Source organism: Paracoccus sphaerophysae, from assembly GCF_000763805.1.
GTDB classification, from domain to species: Bacteria; Pseudomonadota; Alphaproteobacteria; order Rhodobacterales; family Rhodobacteraceae; genus Paracoccus; species Paracoccus sphaerophysae.
Genome location: NZ_JRKS01000070.1, coordinates 1 through 14,268, shown reverse-complemented (window position 1 = coordinate 14,268; position 14,268 = coordinate 1). Strand labels below are relative to the sequence as shown.

18 protein-coding genes are annotated in these 14,268 nt (G+C 62.7%); 8 read left to right on the top strand and 10 right to left on the bottom strand.

Going from position 1 to position 14,268, the window contains the following annotated elements; genetic code table 11:
* Positions 1-47: 47 nt before the first annotated feature.
* From IC63_RS14500 to IC63_RS14475, 6 genes are read right to left on the bottom strand one after another with little or no spacing between them, the layout of a single operon-like run.
* Positions 48-428 (bottom strand): head decoration protein, encoded by a 381-nt coding sequence (locus IC63_RS14500; protein ID WP_036721623.1) that lies wholly within the window; start codon positions 426-428, stop codon positions 48-50.
* A gap of 41 nt (positions 429-469) precedes the next feature.
* Positions 470-1,795, bottom strand: coding sequence for a S49 family peptidase (locus IC63_RS14495; protein WP_036721629.1), 1,326 nt, complete (start codon positions 1,793-1,795; stop codon positions 470-472).
* Positions 1,795-3,291: a phage portal protein gene (locus tag IC63_RS14490; protein ID WP_036721609.1), complete on the bottom strand. Its 1,497-nt coding sequence runs from the start codon at positions 3,289-3,291 to the stop codon at positions 1,795-1,797. The genes IC63_RS14495 and IC63_RS14490 overlap by 1 nt, the downstream gene beginning before the upstream one ends.
* A gap of 3 nt (positions 3,292-3,294) precedes the next feature.
* The gene (locus IC63_RS14485) at positions 3,295-3,510 is read right to left on the bottom strand and encodes a phage head-tail joining protein (protein ID WP_036721606.1); all 216 of its coding nucleotides are present in this window, start codon (positions 3,508-3,510) and stop codon (positions 3,295-3,297) included.
* 1 nt (position 3,511) lies between these two features.
* A complete protein-coding gene (locus IC63_RS14480; protein WP_036721604.1) occupies positions 3,512-5,563 on the bottom strand; it encodes a phage terminase large subunit family protein in 2,052 nt (683 codons plus the stop codon).
* Positions 5,511-6,047 (bottom strand): hypothetical protein, encoded by a 537-nt coding sequence (locus tag IC63_RS14475; RefSeq protein ID WP_036721602.1) that lies wholly within the window; start codon positions 6,045-6,047, stop codon positions 5,511-5,513. Before IC63_RS14475 ends, IC63_RS14480 begins: the two co-directional genes overlap by 53 nt.
* Positions 6,048-6,170: 123 nt before the next feature.
* Between IC63_RS14475 and IC63_RS14470 the strand changes: the two genes are divergently transcribed.
* The 5 genes from IC63_RS14470 to IC63_RS14450 all read left to right on the top strand — a co-directional run bounded on the left by IC63_RS14470 (position 6,171) and on the right by IC63_RS14450 (position 7,868).
* Positions 6,171-6,392, top strand: a complete 222-nt coding sequence (locus IC63_RS14470) for a hypothetical protein (RefSeq protein WP_036721600.1) — start codon at positions 6,171-6,173, stop codon at positions 6,390-6,392.
* A gap of 9 nt (positions 6,393-6,401) precedes the next feature.
* Complete coding sequence (locus tag IC63_RS14465) at positions 6,402-6,698, top strand: hypothetical protein (RefSeq protein ID WP_036721596.1); 297 nt, start codon at positions 6,402-6,404, stop codon at positions 6,696-6,698.
* 102 nt (positions 6,699-6,800) lie between these two features.
* Positions 6,801-7,064, top strand: coding sequence for a hypothetical protein (locus tag IC63_RS14460; protein WP_036721593.1), 264 nt, complete (start codon positions 6,801-6,803; stop codon positions 7,062-7,064).
* Complete coding sequence (locus IC63_RS14455) at positions 7,054-7,278, top strand: hypothetical protein (RefSeq protein ID WP_036721591.1); 225 nt, start codon at positions 7,054-7,056, stop codon at positions 7,276-7,278. The genes IC63_RS14460 and IC63_RS14455 overlap by 11 nt, the downstream gene beginning before the upstream one ends.
* A gap of 11 nt (positions 7,279-7,289) precedes the next feature.
* A complete protein-coding gene (locus IC63_RS14450; protein WP_052042277.1) occupies positions 7,290-7,868 on the top strand; it encodes a DUF3489 domain-containing protein in 579 nt (192 codons plus the stop codon).
* A gap of 29 nt (positions 7,869-7,897) precedes the next feature.
* On the opposite strand, the gene IC63_RS18270 is transcribed toward IC63_RS14450, so the two are convergent.
* Genes IC63_RS18270 through IC63_RS14440 form a run of 3 tightly spaced genes read right to left on the bottom strand, consistent with a single transcriptional unit; the run spans position 7,898 to position 10,816 of the window.
* Positions 7,898-8,194, bottom strand: coding sequence for a hypothetical protein (locus tag IC63_RS18270; protein WP_139182501.1), 297 nt, complete (start codon positions 8,192-8,194; stop codon positions 7,898-7,900).
* A 37-nt stretch (positions 8,195-8,231) separates the two neighbouring features.
* Entirely contained in the window at positions 8,232-9,560 is a 1,329-nt protein-coding gene (locus IC63_RS14445; protein ID WP_036721589.1) for a site-specific DNA-methyltransferase, read from the bottom strand.
* Entirely contained in the window at positions 9,557-10,816 is a 1,260-nt protein-coding gene (locus IC63_RS14440; RefSeq protein WP_036721586.1) for a site-specific DNA-methyltransferase, read from the bottom strand. Before IC63_RS14440 ends, IC63_RS14445 begins: the two co-directional genes overlap by 4 nt.
* Before the next feature lie 648 nt (positions 10,817-11,464).
* Between IC63_RS14440 and IC63_RS18265 the strand changes: the two genes are divergently transcribed.
* From IC63_RS18265 to IC63_RS14435, 3 genes are all read left to right on the top strand, one after another.
* Positions 11,465-12,007 carry a hypothetical protein gene (locus tag IC63_RS18265; protein WP_156965512.1) on the top strand — a complete coding sequence of 181 codons (543 nt, stop codon included), beginning with the start codon at positions 11,465-11,467 and terminating at the stop codon, positions 12,005-12,007.
* 51 nt (positions 12,008-12,058) lie between these two features.
* Positions 12,059-12,553, top strand: a complete 495-nt coding sequence (locus IC63_RS18260; protein WP_156965511.1) for a hypothetical protein — start codon at positions 12,059-12,061, stop codon at positions 12,551-12,553.
* 362 nt (positions 12,554-12,915) lie between these two features.
* The gene (locus tag IC63_RS14435; protein WP_156965510.1) at positions 12,916-13,599 is read left to right on the top strand and encodes a hypothetical protein; all 684 of its coding nucleotides are present in this window, start codon (positions 12,916-12,918) and stop codon (positions 13,597-13,599) included.
* 177 nt (positions 13,600-13,776) lie between these two features.
* On the opposite strand, the gene IC63_RS14430 is transcribed toward IC63_RS14435, so the two are convergent.
* Positions 13,777-14,139: a type I restriction endonuclease subunit R, EcoR124 family gene (locus IC63_RS14430; RefSeq protein ID WP_036721584.1), complete on the bottom strand. Its 363-nt coding sequence runs from the start codon at positions 14,137-14,139 to the stop codon at positions 13,777-13,779.
* Positions 14,140-14,268: the final 129 nt, after the last annotated feature.

Here is a 14,268-nt window from a genome sequence, read left to right as displayed (position 1 = left end):
GGGAAAGAGGGGGCGGGGTGGCGACGCCAAGCGTCAGAGCTCGTGCGTCAGACGCCATCGCGGGCGATGATGCCCACGGCGGCAAGCTGGCCGATCTTGGTGGTGATCTTGGCGCCGTCATCGACAGTGGCGTCATAGGCGAGGCCCGCACGCGAGACGATCGAGGGGCCACGGGCAACGACAATGCCGACAGCATCGGCAAGCGTGGCATCGACCGCATAGAGCAGGACGGCGGTCGCGGTCTGCGCGCCGTCGCTGCCGCCACTGGTGGCCAGCTTGTATTTGCCGCTGGCGGTGATCTTGCCCAGCACCGAACCGACCGGGTAGGGCTGGCCTTGCAGCAGGGTGATCACCTCGCGGGTGTAGTTCGGGTTGACCTCATATTTGAGGACATCGCCCATGCTGGGCTGTTCCGTCAGGACGGGCATTTGTCAGTCTCCATGTTCTGGGGTGGGGAAGGGGCGCTGGCTCAGCGTTTGGCGTCGGTCGCAGCCTTCTTGGCGGCAGCGATGATCGGGCTGTCTTTGGCAGCTGCCGCCGCGGGGGCAGTCGCGATGATGCCCGCCGCATCGCTGCGGGCGGCAAGATCGGCCAGAACCCTAGCGCGCAGGGCCTCGGGCTTCAGACCCTTGCTGACCGCGTCGGCCGCGTCGATGGTCACGCCGAGCCGGTCGGCCTGCGCGCAAACCTGCGCTACCTCGGCGGCTTCGGCACGCACAGCGTCAGCGGTCATGGCGCTGGGCGCAGCATCGGCCGCCGCAGCCGGTGCGTCTGGCGCGGCCGCGACCGCAGGCATTGCCGCCAGAGGAGCGGCAACCGGTGTCGGGTTCGGGGTTTCTGTGGGCGTGGTGGTCATCTGTGGACCCTTTCTGTTGGAGGAACTGGAGCCGCGGGGTGCGGCGGCGAAGGCGTGGAAGGCGGCGACGGGATCGGCGAGATCGTCGGCCAGACCAGCAGCGATGGCGTCGGCCCCGCGGAAGACCGCAGCTTCGGTGGCCGCCGCGGCTTCATGGGTCAGCCGATCACCACGACCGGCAGAGACGGTTTCTGCAAAGAGGAACCGCACAACCTCCAACTCGCGCTGCATCTGGTCGTGCACAGCTTCGGACAGGGGCTGGTACGGGTTCGCATCGATCTTGTGGGCCCCGGCATGGATCAGCGTGACGGCGATCCCTTTCTGATCGAGCGCGCCGCTCATATCTGTGTGCAGCGCCACGACGCCGATACTGCCGACAGCACCGGTGCGCGGAAGGATGACTCGCTCGGCCTGGGAGGCGAGGACATAGCCAGCCGACAGCGCATGTTCGGCGACAAAGGCGTGGACCGGCTTTTGCGCCCGGGCCGCTCGGATGCGATCCGCCAAATCGAAGGCCCCTGCGACTTCGCCGCCGAAGCTGTCGATGTCCAGTGCGATACCGCGAACGCCAGGATCGGCCAGCGCCGCCTGCAGTTGGGCCGCAATGCCCTCGTAGGAGGTGAGGCCAGAGGATTGCCCGATCCACGCGCCACGGTACACAAGTGTGCCCGCGATTTCGATCACGGCGATGCCATCGACCAACGTAAAGGGCTGGGTGCCGTTCCGCTGGTGCCGCTGGGCGAGATCGTTCCCGAACAGCGAGGCGCGGGCTGGCAGTGTGGCCGTTGCTTGATCGGATGCGTCGACCTCCAGCCCTTGGAAGGTGATTTCCTGTCCGGTGATGCGTGGGCCCAGACCGGACAGGAAGGCCAGCGCCTTGGCCGGGTCCACCATCAATGGCGTGTTGAAAGCGCGCTGGGCGATTTGCGCGTGGTGCATCATGCGCCCTCCTTCGGGTCAGATTTCTCGTCGCCGGTGTCGTCGGCCTCATCGTCCTTTTCTGCGTTGGGATCCTCACCCGTCTTGCTGCCTTCGCTCGGCCCCTGCGCCGGGGAACCCGGACGGCGAAAGTCGAGACCCAGCGCCGCTTCGCGTTTCCGCTCGGCGGCGATTTCGCGGTCGACCTGCTCGGCGTCGCACCCACGCTCTGCCAAGGCCTGCGTGCGAGATTTCAGGCCCGCTTCGATCTGCAGGATCTCGGCCGAGGCGTCCTTCATCGGATCAATCCAGTCCCATTTCGTGGGCAGCCAGGCGCAGGCCTGATATTGGCGGCGCTGGCTGTCGTAGCCAGCGAAGTCCAAGGCACCTGACAACACAGCAGTGTCCATCCAGCGCACCCAGACGGCGCGGCAGAGCTGATAGACCAGCACGCCATGTTGCCAGGCCGAGATGCGGCGGCGGAACTCGATGAGGCTGATCCGCGTGTTGGAGAAGTTGCCCTTGGCCGTATCGCCGGTCAGATAGCCGTAGGGGACGCCCAGCGCGGCCGCGATCTGCAGCAGGGTCCGGTACTGGAACGGCTCGTAGGTGCCGCCGGAGTCTGGCGTTGCGGGTGTCGAGACATCTTCGCCCGGATCCAGCCGCACCACTTGGCCGGGTTCGACCTCCAGATCCTCCTCGGTCGGTTCCAGCGGGGTTTCTGGCGCGGGCGAGGTGATGAACATCGCGAACATCGCCGCGATTTTCTTCCGCTCCAGTTCGGCGTCGTCATAGAGGTCCAGCGTGAACAGCTTGACGATGGCGGCGGCGAATCGCGACACGCCGCGCAGCTGGCCCGCTTCCACCGGGTCGAGGACATGGATCACGTCTGCCGCCGCGACACGGACGGTTTCGCCCGCGAGGCCGGGATCTGTCAGATCGCCGGGATGGCGGCGCAGGAAGTGATATGCGACGCGGCGGCCGATGCCGTCGAACTCGATGCCCTGCCGGATCAGTCCCGCGCCGGGCAGGGTGCGGTTCATGTCCAAGGGCAGCATTTCGGCGGGCAGCATCTGTAGTTGCAGCGGCACGGTCAGGCCGTCCTCGGCCCGGCGCGGACGGATGCGGATGAACACTTCGCCCGACAGGAACACCTCGCGCGCGGCCCGGCGCTGCAGCCCATAGAAATCCGTCAGACCCTCGGCGTCAGCATCGTCGGTCCATGCCAGCCACAGCGCCTGCAACTCTTCCTTCTTGGCGGCATCTGCGATGGTCGACGAAGGTTTGATGCCATCGCCGACGACATTGCTGGCGAAGCTTTCCACCGCATTCGCCGCATAGCCGTTGTTGCGGACCAGCCAGCGGGCACGGGCGGTGATCGTGTCGCCCGAAGCGGCGATCAGCGTGTTCACATGGGCACGGGATGCTCGGAATCCGCGCAGGCGACGATGGGCCTGCGCAGCATCGAAACCGCCGATGATCGACCCCAGCCGCTGGCGGAAAGCCTCGAATGCCATGGATCACAGACCCTTTGAGGCGACCGTGCCCCAGCGCCGACGACGCGGGGTGCCGGTCGTGGCTGTGGAGATCCGGGTTTCCAGATCGCTGATGGCATTCGCGAGTTCCGCGTCCGAGCCATAGTTGATCGATTTGCCGTCATAGCTGACCGAGCGGACGCCCGCATAACGGGCCTCCTGAAGTGCTGCCAACAGGGCGCGCATCCGTTCCAGATCCATTTCAGTCCCTCATGAAGTTCGGTGTGTAAGCCCGGCGTTTGCGCCGTGGCGTGGTTGGCGTCCCAGCCTTGGGCGGGGTGGGTGTGGTCGGTTCTGAGGCCTCAACTCCGACAGCTGCCGGGACGACTGGCGGTCGGGTTTCCACCCCTGCCTGCGCTTCCAGCCGCCGCCAGGTTGCCTCGTCCCAGCGATCCGCGCCCATGATCCATGCTGCCGCCCGCGCGTAGACGCGGGCGTCCAGCGCCTCGTTGCGTTCCCGCATTTTCTGCCATTCGGGGTGGGCGTAGCCGCGCTTGTTGCGCACCGTGACCAGCTGTTCGGCCACCAGCTGCTTCAGCCATTCGGTGTCGATCCAGTCGGGCAAATGCACCGTGCCGGGGGCATCGAGCACGCCCAGCGTCAGGTCCTCGTCCGAGGGGCGTTCCAGCCGCAAAAAGCGGTAGGTTTCTGTCTTGAACGTCGCCGTAGCCACCGACCAGAGCCGCGCGCCCCGGCGCAGACGCTTGCCGCCAATAGTGGCGTCGACGAAGGTCGGCCCCGACACCGGCGTGGCGCGGTTGAAGCCTTCCAAACCCTTGATCGGGGCGACTTGGTCGACTCCTTGCTTCCGCGCCCACGCGTAAACCGCCGGGGCCTCATAGCCGGTGTCGATGGCCAGCTTGCCGAACAGCATCACTGCGCCATTGGCGCAGGTCCATGTCCGACCGAGCAAAGCTGTCAGCTTGTCCCAGCAGGTCGGATCGTCGGGGCCACCGGCAATGACGATGTGATCGACGAGCCAGGACTCCAAACCCCGGCCCCAGGCCCAGACATCGACCTCGATCCGGTCTTTCTGCACATCGACGCCAGCGGTCAGGAACAGACCGCCGACGGGGATTTGCACACCGGCGTAACTTTCGCGGCGTTCCGCCAGTCGTTGCCATTCCGGTGCGTCGCCGCTCTCCACCCATGTCTCACCCAGCAGGGTATTGCGCGCGACGCGCAGCATCTCTTCCGAGCCTTGCGCCGCCAGCCATTCGCGCGCGATCTGCTGCCAGCTTTTCCAGCCCAAGGGCGAATAAAGCGCCGAGATATGGAAGCCGATGGAATGCGGATCGGCCGACACTGCCGTCGCCCGCCACTCGCCCCGCTCCAGCATCTGCGTCTTGTGATGCTCGGCGATGGGCTTTTCGCAGCCCTCGCAGTGGTAGGCGGCGGTGTCGGGAAGTCCCTTGTCCCAGCGCAGGCGTTCGAACTGCAGCCACTGCATTGCGCCGCAATGGGGGCAGGGCACAAAGTACCGCCGCTGGTCGCTGGCATCAAACTCCCGTTCAATACGCGACAATCCCCGGATCGTCGGGGTCGAGACCATGAACACCTTGCGCCGGTGCGAGAAGGTGGTGGTCCGCGCTTCCGCCAGAGTTACCGGATCACCTTCCTCGTCGGCAGAAGCGGGATAGGCGTCTACCTCGTCGAGAAAGATATACCGCGCAGGCATCGATCGGAGGCCGGTGGCGCTGTTGGCACCGGTCAGCACCAGGATGCCGCCGGGGAATTCCTTCGACAGCATTGAATTGCCCGCGTCGCGCGACCGGGCCGGGTTCACCCGTTCGCGCAGAGCCGCGCTGTCCGCGATCAGGGGATCAAGACGGCCCCGCGACGTGCGTTTGGCGAGTTCCAGCGATGGCAAGACCGCCAGCATCGGCCCCGGCGCATGATGGATGACAAAGCCGATCCAGTTGTTGCCAGCCTCTGTGGCCCCGACCTGTGCCGCTTTCATGAAGGTCACACGCTGCGCCGGATGACGCGGCGACAGCGCGTCCATGATCTCGCGCAGGTAGGGCGCGCGCGCTGTCCGGTATCGCCCGGGTTCGGCCGCACCGCGAGACGACAGCCAGCGGTGTTCATCCGCCCATTCCGACACGGTCAGGTCTGGGTCGGGACGCATCCCCTTGCGCCAGGAGCGCAGGATGTCCTCGGCCCCGTCAAAGCCAAGGTCGAGATCTGCGGTCAGGTCATCGCTATCCGAGGCTGACCCTGAGATCGGCGAGGGCGTCGAGGTGCTGTCTGACATGGGCTTCCAACACCCTCTGCAGGATCGCGGCCTCGATGATCACCGGCGTTCCGGTTTGTTTCTCCACTCCCAAGGCCACTTCGGCCGCCATCAGCGCTGCCACTCTGTTGGGCCAGGTGACCCAAGTGTCGCGTTCCTGTCGGGCCAACCGGAACACCAGCGCTTCCGCCCGGGCCCGGTCGACCAGCGTGCCCTTCTTCTTCTGGATGCCCAGCTGCTTGTCCTGCGCCTGGTAGACGGTCAGCGCAGTGCGGGCCTTCAGATAAGATGAGCTGTCTGCAGGACCGCTGAACCCGCTGTCGCCACCCGTGCTGCGCCGCTGCTGGTCCGGATCGGTCATCTCGGCCCGGCGCACATCTGACGCGGCGGCGTTGATTGACCCGTCGCTGTAGACCACCAACCGACTGGCGCGGCGCGCCTTCTGGATGGCCCCGCGCGAGAGGCCGGAATGGGCGGAATACTCCCGCTCGGACATACCTTCCATGGCGCTGCGACTGACCTCAAGATATTGAAGTTAAACGAAAATAATGTGACTATTCAGTTGATTACACTCCTGCGTAGAGCGATTCTGGTTTCAGGAAATCACCCCCGGATCGGAGACCAGATCATGACCATGGCCACCACCACCATCCGCATCGACATCGACACGCTGCCGGAAAACCTCGACCGCAGCCGCCCCAGCTTGGTGGCGGAGGTGATCGAGGCCGCTCTGCGCGAGGGCGGGATCAAGGCTGACTGCTCGGACCTGTTCTCGCACCTCAAGATCGACCTGCCGACCACGCAGCTGGCCGCCGCCAGCGCTGTGCTGGTCGATCTGCAGCTGATTTGAGGTGGCACGATGAGCACCCGCGCACAAATCGCCATCCAGCTCGGCCCCGAGGAATGGGCGCATGTCTACGTGCATTTTGACGGCTATCCCGCCCACATGCTGCCCGCGCTGGCGCGCTGGAAGCCCGAGGATATCCTCTCCGCCCGTGAAATCCGGCAGGTCACGCCCGAGGCGCTGGATTGCTTCAGCCCGCCCCGCGATCCCCGCATCCTGTCCCGCCCGACGCGGGAATTCGCGCATCTTTACATGTGGATCGGATGCCAGTGGGTGCATGTGGTGCCGCAAGCCGATGCGCCCGGAGTGTAATCAGAAAGCACTGATATTGCTTGGATTTACCTACACTAGCCGCCCCGCTGGAGCGATGGTGATTACATAGAAACGATGCAACTCACCCAAAGGACACCCGTCATGACCACCCGCCGCGCCATCGACAATGGTGAGACCGGTTTCGCCACCGGTTCGAGAAACCGGTCGAACGCCCTCGACGCCTTCATGACCACCAAGTTCCAGATCGACGCGATGCTGGAGCGCCTGAAGGCCCTGAGCGACGACCACTTCGAGACCAGCCCCGACGAGGTCAACTGGGGCCATGTCGGCACCCTGAACCATTACGCCAGCCTGCTGCGCCAAATCACCGACGCCGCCTTCAAGGAGGGTGAACATGCCGCTTGATCCCGCCCAGCGCCACCAGATTGAACAGGACGCCCTCACCGCCGCATGGGAGGCCAAACGTCTGGCCGCCTGCGATGACGCCATCGCCCTGCTGCGCGAGATCGCCGATCTGGAACGTGATGACGATGGTGACGTGATCATCGGCACGGATGCCGACGGCCACAACGACCTGATGTCGCGCATCACCGCCTTCCTTGCCGCCAACGACGAATAGAGGAACCCGCCATGACCAAGCTGACCGAAACCCAGACCATCATCCTTAGCGCCGGGGCCCAGCGCCCGGAAAACATCGCCCTGCCTCTGCCCAAAGGGCTGGCCGGTGCGGCGGCGAAGATGGCCGTCAACAGGATGATCGAACACGGCTGGCTGCAGGAGGTCGACGCCAACCTGCGGCGCAGCGAACCGCTTTGGCGCGAAACCGGCGATGGCCATGGCACCACGCTGGTGGTGACCGACGCTGGCTTGTCGGCCATCGGAATTGAACCAGCGGTGGTGAAAACCGTGGTCGCGATCCGCGAAAACGCCGTCCAGCTACCCGCATCAAGGATGCCCAATCCACGCGGCGGGACAAAGCAGGCCATGTTGATTTCTCTGCTTCAGAGACCCGAAGGTGTCACGATGGACGAGATCGTCGCCGCAACCGGCTGGTTGGCACATTCCGCGAGGGGTGCCATGTCGGGTGCTTTGGGCAAGAAGCTGGGGCTGGTTGTGTCCTCGGCAAAAGAGGAGAGGAGAGGGCGGGTCTATCGGTTGGGTGGAGCTCCGCATATTAGCGTGTTACCTGAAACTCCAACCGCTGAGTGAGACGAAGCGCGCCAGTCCCCCGGTTGGAATTACCGGCGTGGCTCTCTATGCGTGGAGTGAAAGCTCAGAGCTGCACGCGCCTTGTCGGTTAGACCGAAACGTTGTGCATAATCAGCCAGCGCCCCCTCGAGCTGCACAATATACTGTTGCAGTGCTTCCAGATCGTCGTCCGGGGGAGTGCTCTTTTTGTTTTTTCCCATTTTCGTTTCCAACTCATATGCGAGACAGCCTACCAAAAAAATGGTTGAGGTGAAACAAATACCCGATTTTACCATCTGCAATGGCACATGCAGTTCTTGGCCGCGTCCATCGTCCAGTGCGTCCATGCCTTATGATTTCCCCGTATTTCTCTGGGCTGCGGCATCAACAGCCTTGCAATACTGCCAAACTCCCCGTCGCGAACTCCCAGCGCCGCACGGCGACGTCGCAATAGACCGGGTCCAGTTCCATCGCGAAGCAGCGTCGCCCAGCGCGTTCGGCGGCGACGATCTGGGTGCCGGAGCCGCAGAACGGCTCATAGATCAGATCGCCTGGATCGCTGAAGGCCGTCAGGACTGCCTCGACCAGCGCAACCGGGAACACGGCCGGGTGCGATCCGGCAGCGCCCAACCCGCCCTTGTGGCGCATGATCCGGAACACACTGTCGGGGATGCGATGACTCTGGATCGCGTTGCCGGTTCCGGTCTTGGCGTGGACGCTGCCGTCGGCCCCGCGCAGCCCACCGCCGCCGAGGGTTTCGCCCGCGTGCTTGGACGGGACGGTCTTGTGCGGTTTGCGCGGGGCGCGGTTGAAGTGGAAAATGAACTCGTGCGACGGGGCCAGGCGGCCGTTCCAATCGCCCGGCAAACCGGGGCCCTGATCCCACACATACCAGCCAAACCGTCGCCAGCCAGAGCTGCGCATCCATTCCACCCATCCTTCCCAATAGGGCTGCCATTCGCTGTCGCGGTGCACGAGGCCCAGATTGACCAGCAGCTGTGCGTCGGTCGTGACCAGCGCGGTGGTGAACACGCCCTGCATCAGCGCATCCCAATCGCCGACCTTTTCCTTGGCCGCGCCGTAGTCGCGCTGCTGGGCATAGGGTGGCGAGGTAAACATCAGCGTCGCCTGTTCGCCCTGCATTAGCTGGGCCACGGCGGCAGGATCCGTTGCGTCGCCGCAGCAAAGCCGGTGTTTGCCCAGCGCCCAGATGTCGCCCGGCTTGGTGATCGGATCGGCGGGTGGCTCGGGGATGGAATCGGCGGCATCGTCTGAAATTGCCGGGCGGTCGTCAGCGTCCGCCAGCAAAGCTTCCAGCTCATCCTCTAGGATGCCAATCAGCCCGAGGTCAAAATCCTCTGCCAACAGCGCATGCAATTCCTGCAGTAGCAGGCCCTCATCCCAGCCGCCCAGCTCAGTTAATTTGTTGTCGGCGATGCGATAGGCCCGGCGCTGCGCCTCGGTCAGATGGCCCAGCACGATGACTGGCGCTTCGGAAATGCCGAGGTGGGCGGCGGCCAGGACGCGACCATGGCCCGCGATCAACTCGCCATCGACGGCCACCAGCACCGGCACGGTCCAGCCAAACTCGGCCATGCTGGCGGCGATCTTGGCCACCTGGTCGGCGTCGTGGGTCTTGGCGTTGCGGGCGTAGGGTTTAAGCCGGGCGAGGGGCCAGTGTTCAATCCGGCCCGGCAGGATTGGCGCATTCATGCCGCCAGCCTTTTGGCTTTGAGGTCGGCAAAACTCTCTCCGGTGTCGGCCAGCAGGGCGTTGGCACCGGTGAACTGCTGCCAGCGCTCGATGGCGACATCGACATAAGCCGGGTTCAGTTCGATCCCGAAGCACACCCGGCCCGTGGTTTCTGCCGCGATCAGTGTGGTGCCGGATCCCATGAACGGCTCATAGACCGCCTGTCCAGGGCTGGAATTATTCAGGATCGGCCTGCGCATGCATTCCACCGGCTTCTGGGTGCCATGGACAGTGTCGGCATCCTGATCCTTGCCGGAGATGTGCCACAAGGTGGTCTGTTTGCGATCCCCGGCCCAGTGGCCCTTGCCGGTCTTCTTCACCGCATACCAGCAGGGTTCGTGCTGCCAGTGGTAATCGCCGCGGCTGAGCACCAGCCGATCTTTGGCCCAGATAATCTGCGAGCGAATGGCAAAACCTGCAACCAATAGGCTTTCAGCAACCGTCGCCGCGTGAAGCGCGCCGTGCCAGACATAGGCGACATCACCGGGGAACAGCGCCCAAGCCTCGCGCCAATCGGCACGGTCGTCATTTAACACCTTGCCGGTGCGTTTGGTCTTGGCCGCTCCTGCCTGGTTGCGCCAGCTTGGGTCATACTCCACGCCGTAAGGCGGGTCGGTGACCATCAGCAGCGGGCGAACATCGCCGAGCAGCCGCCCGACCACATCGGCGGAGGTGCTGTCGCCACAGATCAGACGGTGCGACCCCAGCTGCCAAAGGTCGCCCCCAACCGAAACGGGCGTGACCGGCGGTTCGGGAATGTCATCTTCGCCCTCGACGGCACCGCCCTCGGCCTGATCCGGATCGCGCAGCAGGGCGTCCAGATCCTCGTCGGCGATGCCAAGCAGCGACAGGTCGAAATCCTCGGCCAGCAAACCCGCGATCTCGTCGCGTAGCATCGCCTCGTCCCATTCGCCCAGCTCGGTCAATTTATTGTCGGCGATCCGGTACGCCCGGCGCTCGGCTTCGTCGAGGTGGCCGAGCCGGATCACCGGCACATCCTTCATCCCCAGCATGATGGCGGCCAACACCCGGCCGTGCCCCGCGATCAGCTCGCCACCGTCGGCCACCAAGCAGGGCACGGTCCAGCCGAACTTGGCCATGCTGGCGGCGATCTTGGCGACCTGGTCCGTGCCGTGGATCTTAGCATTGCGGGCATAGGGGCGCAGCCTGTCGATCGGCCAGGTTTCAATCTGGCTCGGCGCAAAGACCAGGTCCATCAGGATGCTTTCATGTAGGGCAGAGCGGACATGCCGATGCGCGCTGGGCGCTGCCAGCGTCACGATCAGGATCCGCGATGTGGGGAAATGAAAAACGCCCGCGAGGGGTGTCCTCCGGGCGCAATTCTTCGATGATCAATGGGTAGGTCAAGGGGGGCAGCTTTGTCAAATGAAAAATGCACGCGGATTCAATGGCTTCCCTGTAAGTGGCTTCCGCTGGCTGGCTTCCGGCAAAGTGGCTTCCGCAAACTGGATTCCCTGGATTCCGCAAAGAATCCAGCGCGTCAAGATCGTGATTCCGCAACCCTTTGATAATGGGTCACTTTTCCCAAGATCACCCGTCAGGTGGATTCCGCCTGGCTTCCCCGGTGAAACTGCCTGTCGCTAGCGAAACGCCGCGCTGCGCCCCCCCGCATACGTTCGGGGCTGGGGAGGAACCATCGGCAGGGGGGATTGTGTCAGCTCACGGCCTAGACCCGTCGGTCGAGGGAACACCCATATGTAAGATGGCTTCCCCAGACCGGGCGGCAATGCTCGATGCAGCGAGGTCAATCGGGTAAAGCCCGTCGTGCGAGGCAAGTCGGACGTTCAACTTGCCTTGGCTGCTTTGCAGGCCGTAGGGTTGGACGGCAAAGAAAAGGAATAGGCGTGGCGCAGTATCTCACCGTACACGGCAAGCAGGAAATAGATGTGCATCTGGAAGCAATTTACTCCTCCGCCGAACGGACATACCGCTGGATCAGACAATATTCAGGCAGCCCGATGGAGCTGTTTCGTGCGTTTAAGTTCGACCCCGTGGGCGTTCATCCATTCGCAGGCCACGCGCTGAATGTAATCGAACAGGTCAATCAGACGGCAACTTATCTGGTAGCCCTTGAAGCCGCGAGATTGTTGTTTGATCTCCATCCAGAAGAGCCAGGATACGTGATTGCACCGGGAGCATACATGTCTCACCCTCTCGACATAATGAGCATTACTGAGGGGCAAGTCGGCGCTGAAACCTTCGCCGCAGTCGATCCGCGCAACAATAACAAACTGAAGAAAGATTTGATGAAGTTGGCGACTCGGGCGGAGCGAAATCGTTACGTGTTCTTTTCGTCTCCGCTCCATCCAGAAACGAAGCGCAGAATTGAACTTGAGGTGAATGGGGTCCAAGTCTGGTCCGTCGCAACAAGCCTGTCGGTGCGATGACACAAGGAAAAAGCTCAACTCTAATCCAAATAGTAGTCTCGGGAGACGTGTATGGTTCACGACCTTTATCTTTGGTCCGGTAGCTTCGAAGATCTCGCGTCTAGAGATCAGAGCACAGTCGCACAGCTTGTTGTTGGTGGGAAGGCTGTTGCCGGAACCGTCGACCAGCTCCTCGCGCGGCTCAAGCGGACCCGGTACGTTGCGCTGCTGCGCAAGGCAAGCACAGATCGGATCGTTGCCGCGGCAGCATGGAAGCGGCCTAACGCAACCTATCGTCGCGAAAGTTTTGCCAAGGCTGGCACGCCGATTACTGGCTTCGAGGCTGCCTCTGAACTCGGCTATGTGGTGGTTGCCCCCGACATGCAGGGAAAGCGACTCTCCGGAAGGCTCATCGCAGCCATTGCCGAGAAGATCACCGTGCCCACCTTCGCCACGACGGACAGCAACACAATGCGTAACAACCTCGAACGCTCGGGGTTCATTCGAGTCGGTGGCGAATGGCAGGGCAAAAGGGCTATGCTTTCGCTGTGGATCACAACGCGATGATCGGCCTAAACTTAGATGTGGGAAATCTCTCGGCTTTGTTTCACCAACACTGTCCGTTCCCTTCTCGACGGCCACCCAAGAAACCGCATCGAGTACCTCATGCCGTGGCGGCATTCGCAGCCGTCAAGCCTCGCCGCATAGGGCCAAGTCGTCGCGCTTACCGACCATCGGCATGTTTCACCCGTCGTGCAACAATACAAATCGCATCGGGTGGCCGACCGGCGACCTTACCGGGCCGGTTCTTCATGCCACCGGACCGGAGTCTTACCGACAGGAATGGCATGTCTTTCGAGCGCGCCATCTTGACGCTCAATCCGCTATGAAAACAAATACAGATGGGATCCTCTGAGGTCGACAGCATCATGGACGTCTTGTTCTTCTTCAAAGAGCGTACCCGCTTCATTCGCCAGTTCTACTCCACGGCAGCCGCTCCGTTCATTCAGACGATGGAGGCGATTGAGCAGGGCGCGCCGCCCTTCGACAATCCGCCGTACAGTGAGGATGGCGAACCGGCCTACCTCGTCGAATGGATCGAGGCATCTGAAGCGCTTGAGGTGCTTGGCCGCACCTGCCTGTCGATGCTCTCGCCCTCATTGCAGCTCTACTTCAAAACTTGGGAACGACAGCTGGGCGTTCGTTGGGACGAAGCCGACCGCAAGAAGGCTTTCAGGAAGGGCTTCCTCAATGGCTACTTGATTTGTTTCGAGCAGGTTTCGGCCATCGTGCGAAAGGAATGCCCGGCCGATCTTGATCTTATCGAGCATGTCATCCTTGCAAGGAACCGCGACCAGCACCCGGAGGACATAACTTCAATGCGTGTGACTCATGGCAGGGTGGATGCTGACACGCCCGGCTACCATTTCTTCATGAGCGAAGTGGATCGCGCCATGTTCAATGATCGCGAGATGCAGAACCTTTCGTTTCTTAATCCTGCCGTCCATGTTTCACGAGAGCAGCTTTTTACGGCGATCTCAAATGCGGAAAAGCTGGCGGACTGGCTGGAAATCCATCTTATCAACACTCGCTGGGGGCCTCGTGTGCACTGATCCACTTTCGAGGCTGCAACGGCCGCCTTGCAGGTTTTTCTGCCACTCCAGGGCAGCGCCACGAACGACTAGTGCTTGCGCGTTGCAATCTCTACGCTGTGGATGACGAACGGTTGCTATCGCCAACTCTTGCGGACGCACTGCGGCATTCTCATTGCCCGTTTCCCGCCGTTTTCGTCATATCCCTCCCAGCCCATCATCGAACGTCGCGACTAGCCCAAGCAACTTTTCGATGATCCGCTCGGTGATCTTTTTGCGTTCAAGGATCCTTGGCTTTTGCTCCAGCACATCGATTACTGCTTCTCGCAAGGGCGGCTTGCCGGTGAATTGGTAGTCTTCCACCAAACGCTGAAATGCCGCCGGTGCAATGCCCTCCTCGGCGCAAACGGCTTCCATCGCCTTAATCCGCTCGTCGTTCCAGAAGGCCAGAAAGGTCTCTTCGACACTGGCGCCGCTGTCATGTGCCTTCGGCATATGCTGTTCGATGAACCGCTCGATCAATTCACGCTTGCTGCGCAGCTGCGCCTCTGAACCCAGCATGTGGCGTTGTTGCGCAACTCAGCTAGCGGCGTGAGCTGCCCCTTTCCCCGCTGAACTCAGCTGACGCGAACGATCTCGGCGGTGCCGAGGGCGGAGAAGCGGTTCATGAGAGCAATGCGGATGTGGATC

What these genes read in the sequence shown, in the direction of transcription:
- IC63_RS14500 (WP_036721623.1), bottom strand. Translation starts at nt 428, where the DNA reads ATGCCCGTCCTGACGGAACAGCCCAGCATGGGCGATGTCCTCAAATAT.
- IC63_RS14495 (WP_036721629.1), bottom strand. Translation starts at nt 1,795, where the DNA reads ATGCACCACGCGCAAATCGCCCAGCGCGCTTTCAACACGCCATTGATG.
- IC63_RS14490 (WP_036721609.1), bottom strand. Translation starts at nt 3,291, where the DNA reads ATGGCATTCGAGGCTTTCCGCCAGCGGCTGGGGTCGATCATCGGCGGT.
- IC63_RS14485 (WP_036721606.1), bottom strand. Translation starts at nt 3,510, where the DNA reads ATGGATCTGGAACGGATGCGCGCCCTGTTGGCAGCACTTCAGGAGGCC.
- IC63_RS14480 (WP_036721604.1), bottom strand. Translation starts at nt 5,563, where the DNA reads ATGTCAGACAGCACCTCGACGCCCTCGCCGATCTCAGGGTCAGCCTCG.
- IC63_RS14475 (WP_036721602.1), bottom strand. Translation starts at nt 6,047, where the DNA reads ATGGAAGGTATGTCCGAGCGGGAGTATTCCGCCCATTCCGGCCTCTCG.
- IC63_RS14470 (WP_036721600.1), top strand. Translation starts at nt 6,171, where the DNA reads ATGACCATGGCCACCACCACCATCCGCATCGACATCGACACGCTGCCG.
- IC63_RS14465 (WP_036721596.1), top strand. Translation starts at nt 6,402, where the DNA reads ATGAGCACCCGCGCACAAATCGCCATCCAGCTCGGCCCCGAGGAATGG.
- IC63_RS14460 (WP_036721593.1), top strand. Translation starts at nt 6,801, where the DNA reads ATGACCACCCGCCGCGCCATCGACAATGGTGAGACCGGTTTCGCCACC.
- IC63_RS14455 (WP_036721591.1), top strand. Translation starts at nt 7,054, where the DNA reads ATGCCGCTTGATCCCGCCCAGCGCCACCAGATTGAACAGGACGCCCTC.
- IC63_RS14450 (WP_052042277.1), top strand. Translation starts at nt 7,290, where the DNA reads ATGACCAAGCTGACCGAAACCCAGACCATCATCCTTAGCGCCGGGGCC.
- IC63_RS18270 (WP_139182501.1), bottom strand. Translation starts at nt 8,194, where the DNA reads ATGGACGCACTGGACGATGGACGCGGCCAAGAACTGCATGTGCCATTG.
- IC63_RS14445 (WP_036721589.1), bottom strand. Translation starts at nt 9,560, where the DNA reads ATGAATGCGCCAATCCTGCCGGGCCGGATTGAACACTGGCCCCTCGCC.
- IC63_RS14440 (WP_036721586.1), bottom strand. Translation starts at nt 10,816, where the DNA reads ATGGACCTGGTCTTTGCGCCGAGCCAGATTGAAACCTGGCCGATCGAC.
- IC63_RS18260 (WP_156965511.1), top strand. Translation starts at nt 12,059, where the DNA reads ATGGTTCACGACCTTTATCTTTGGTCCGGTAGCTTCGAAGATCTCGCG.
- IC63_RS14435 (WP_156965510.1), top strand. Translation starts at nt 12,916, where the DNA reads ATGGACGTCTTGTTCTTCTTCAAAGAGCGTACCCGCTTCATTCGCCAG.
- IC63_RS14430 (WP_036721584.1), bottom strand. Translation starts at nt 14,139, where the DNA reads ATGCTGGGTTCAGAGGCGCAGCTGCGCAGCAAGCGTGAATTGATCGAG.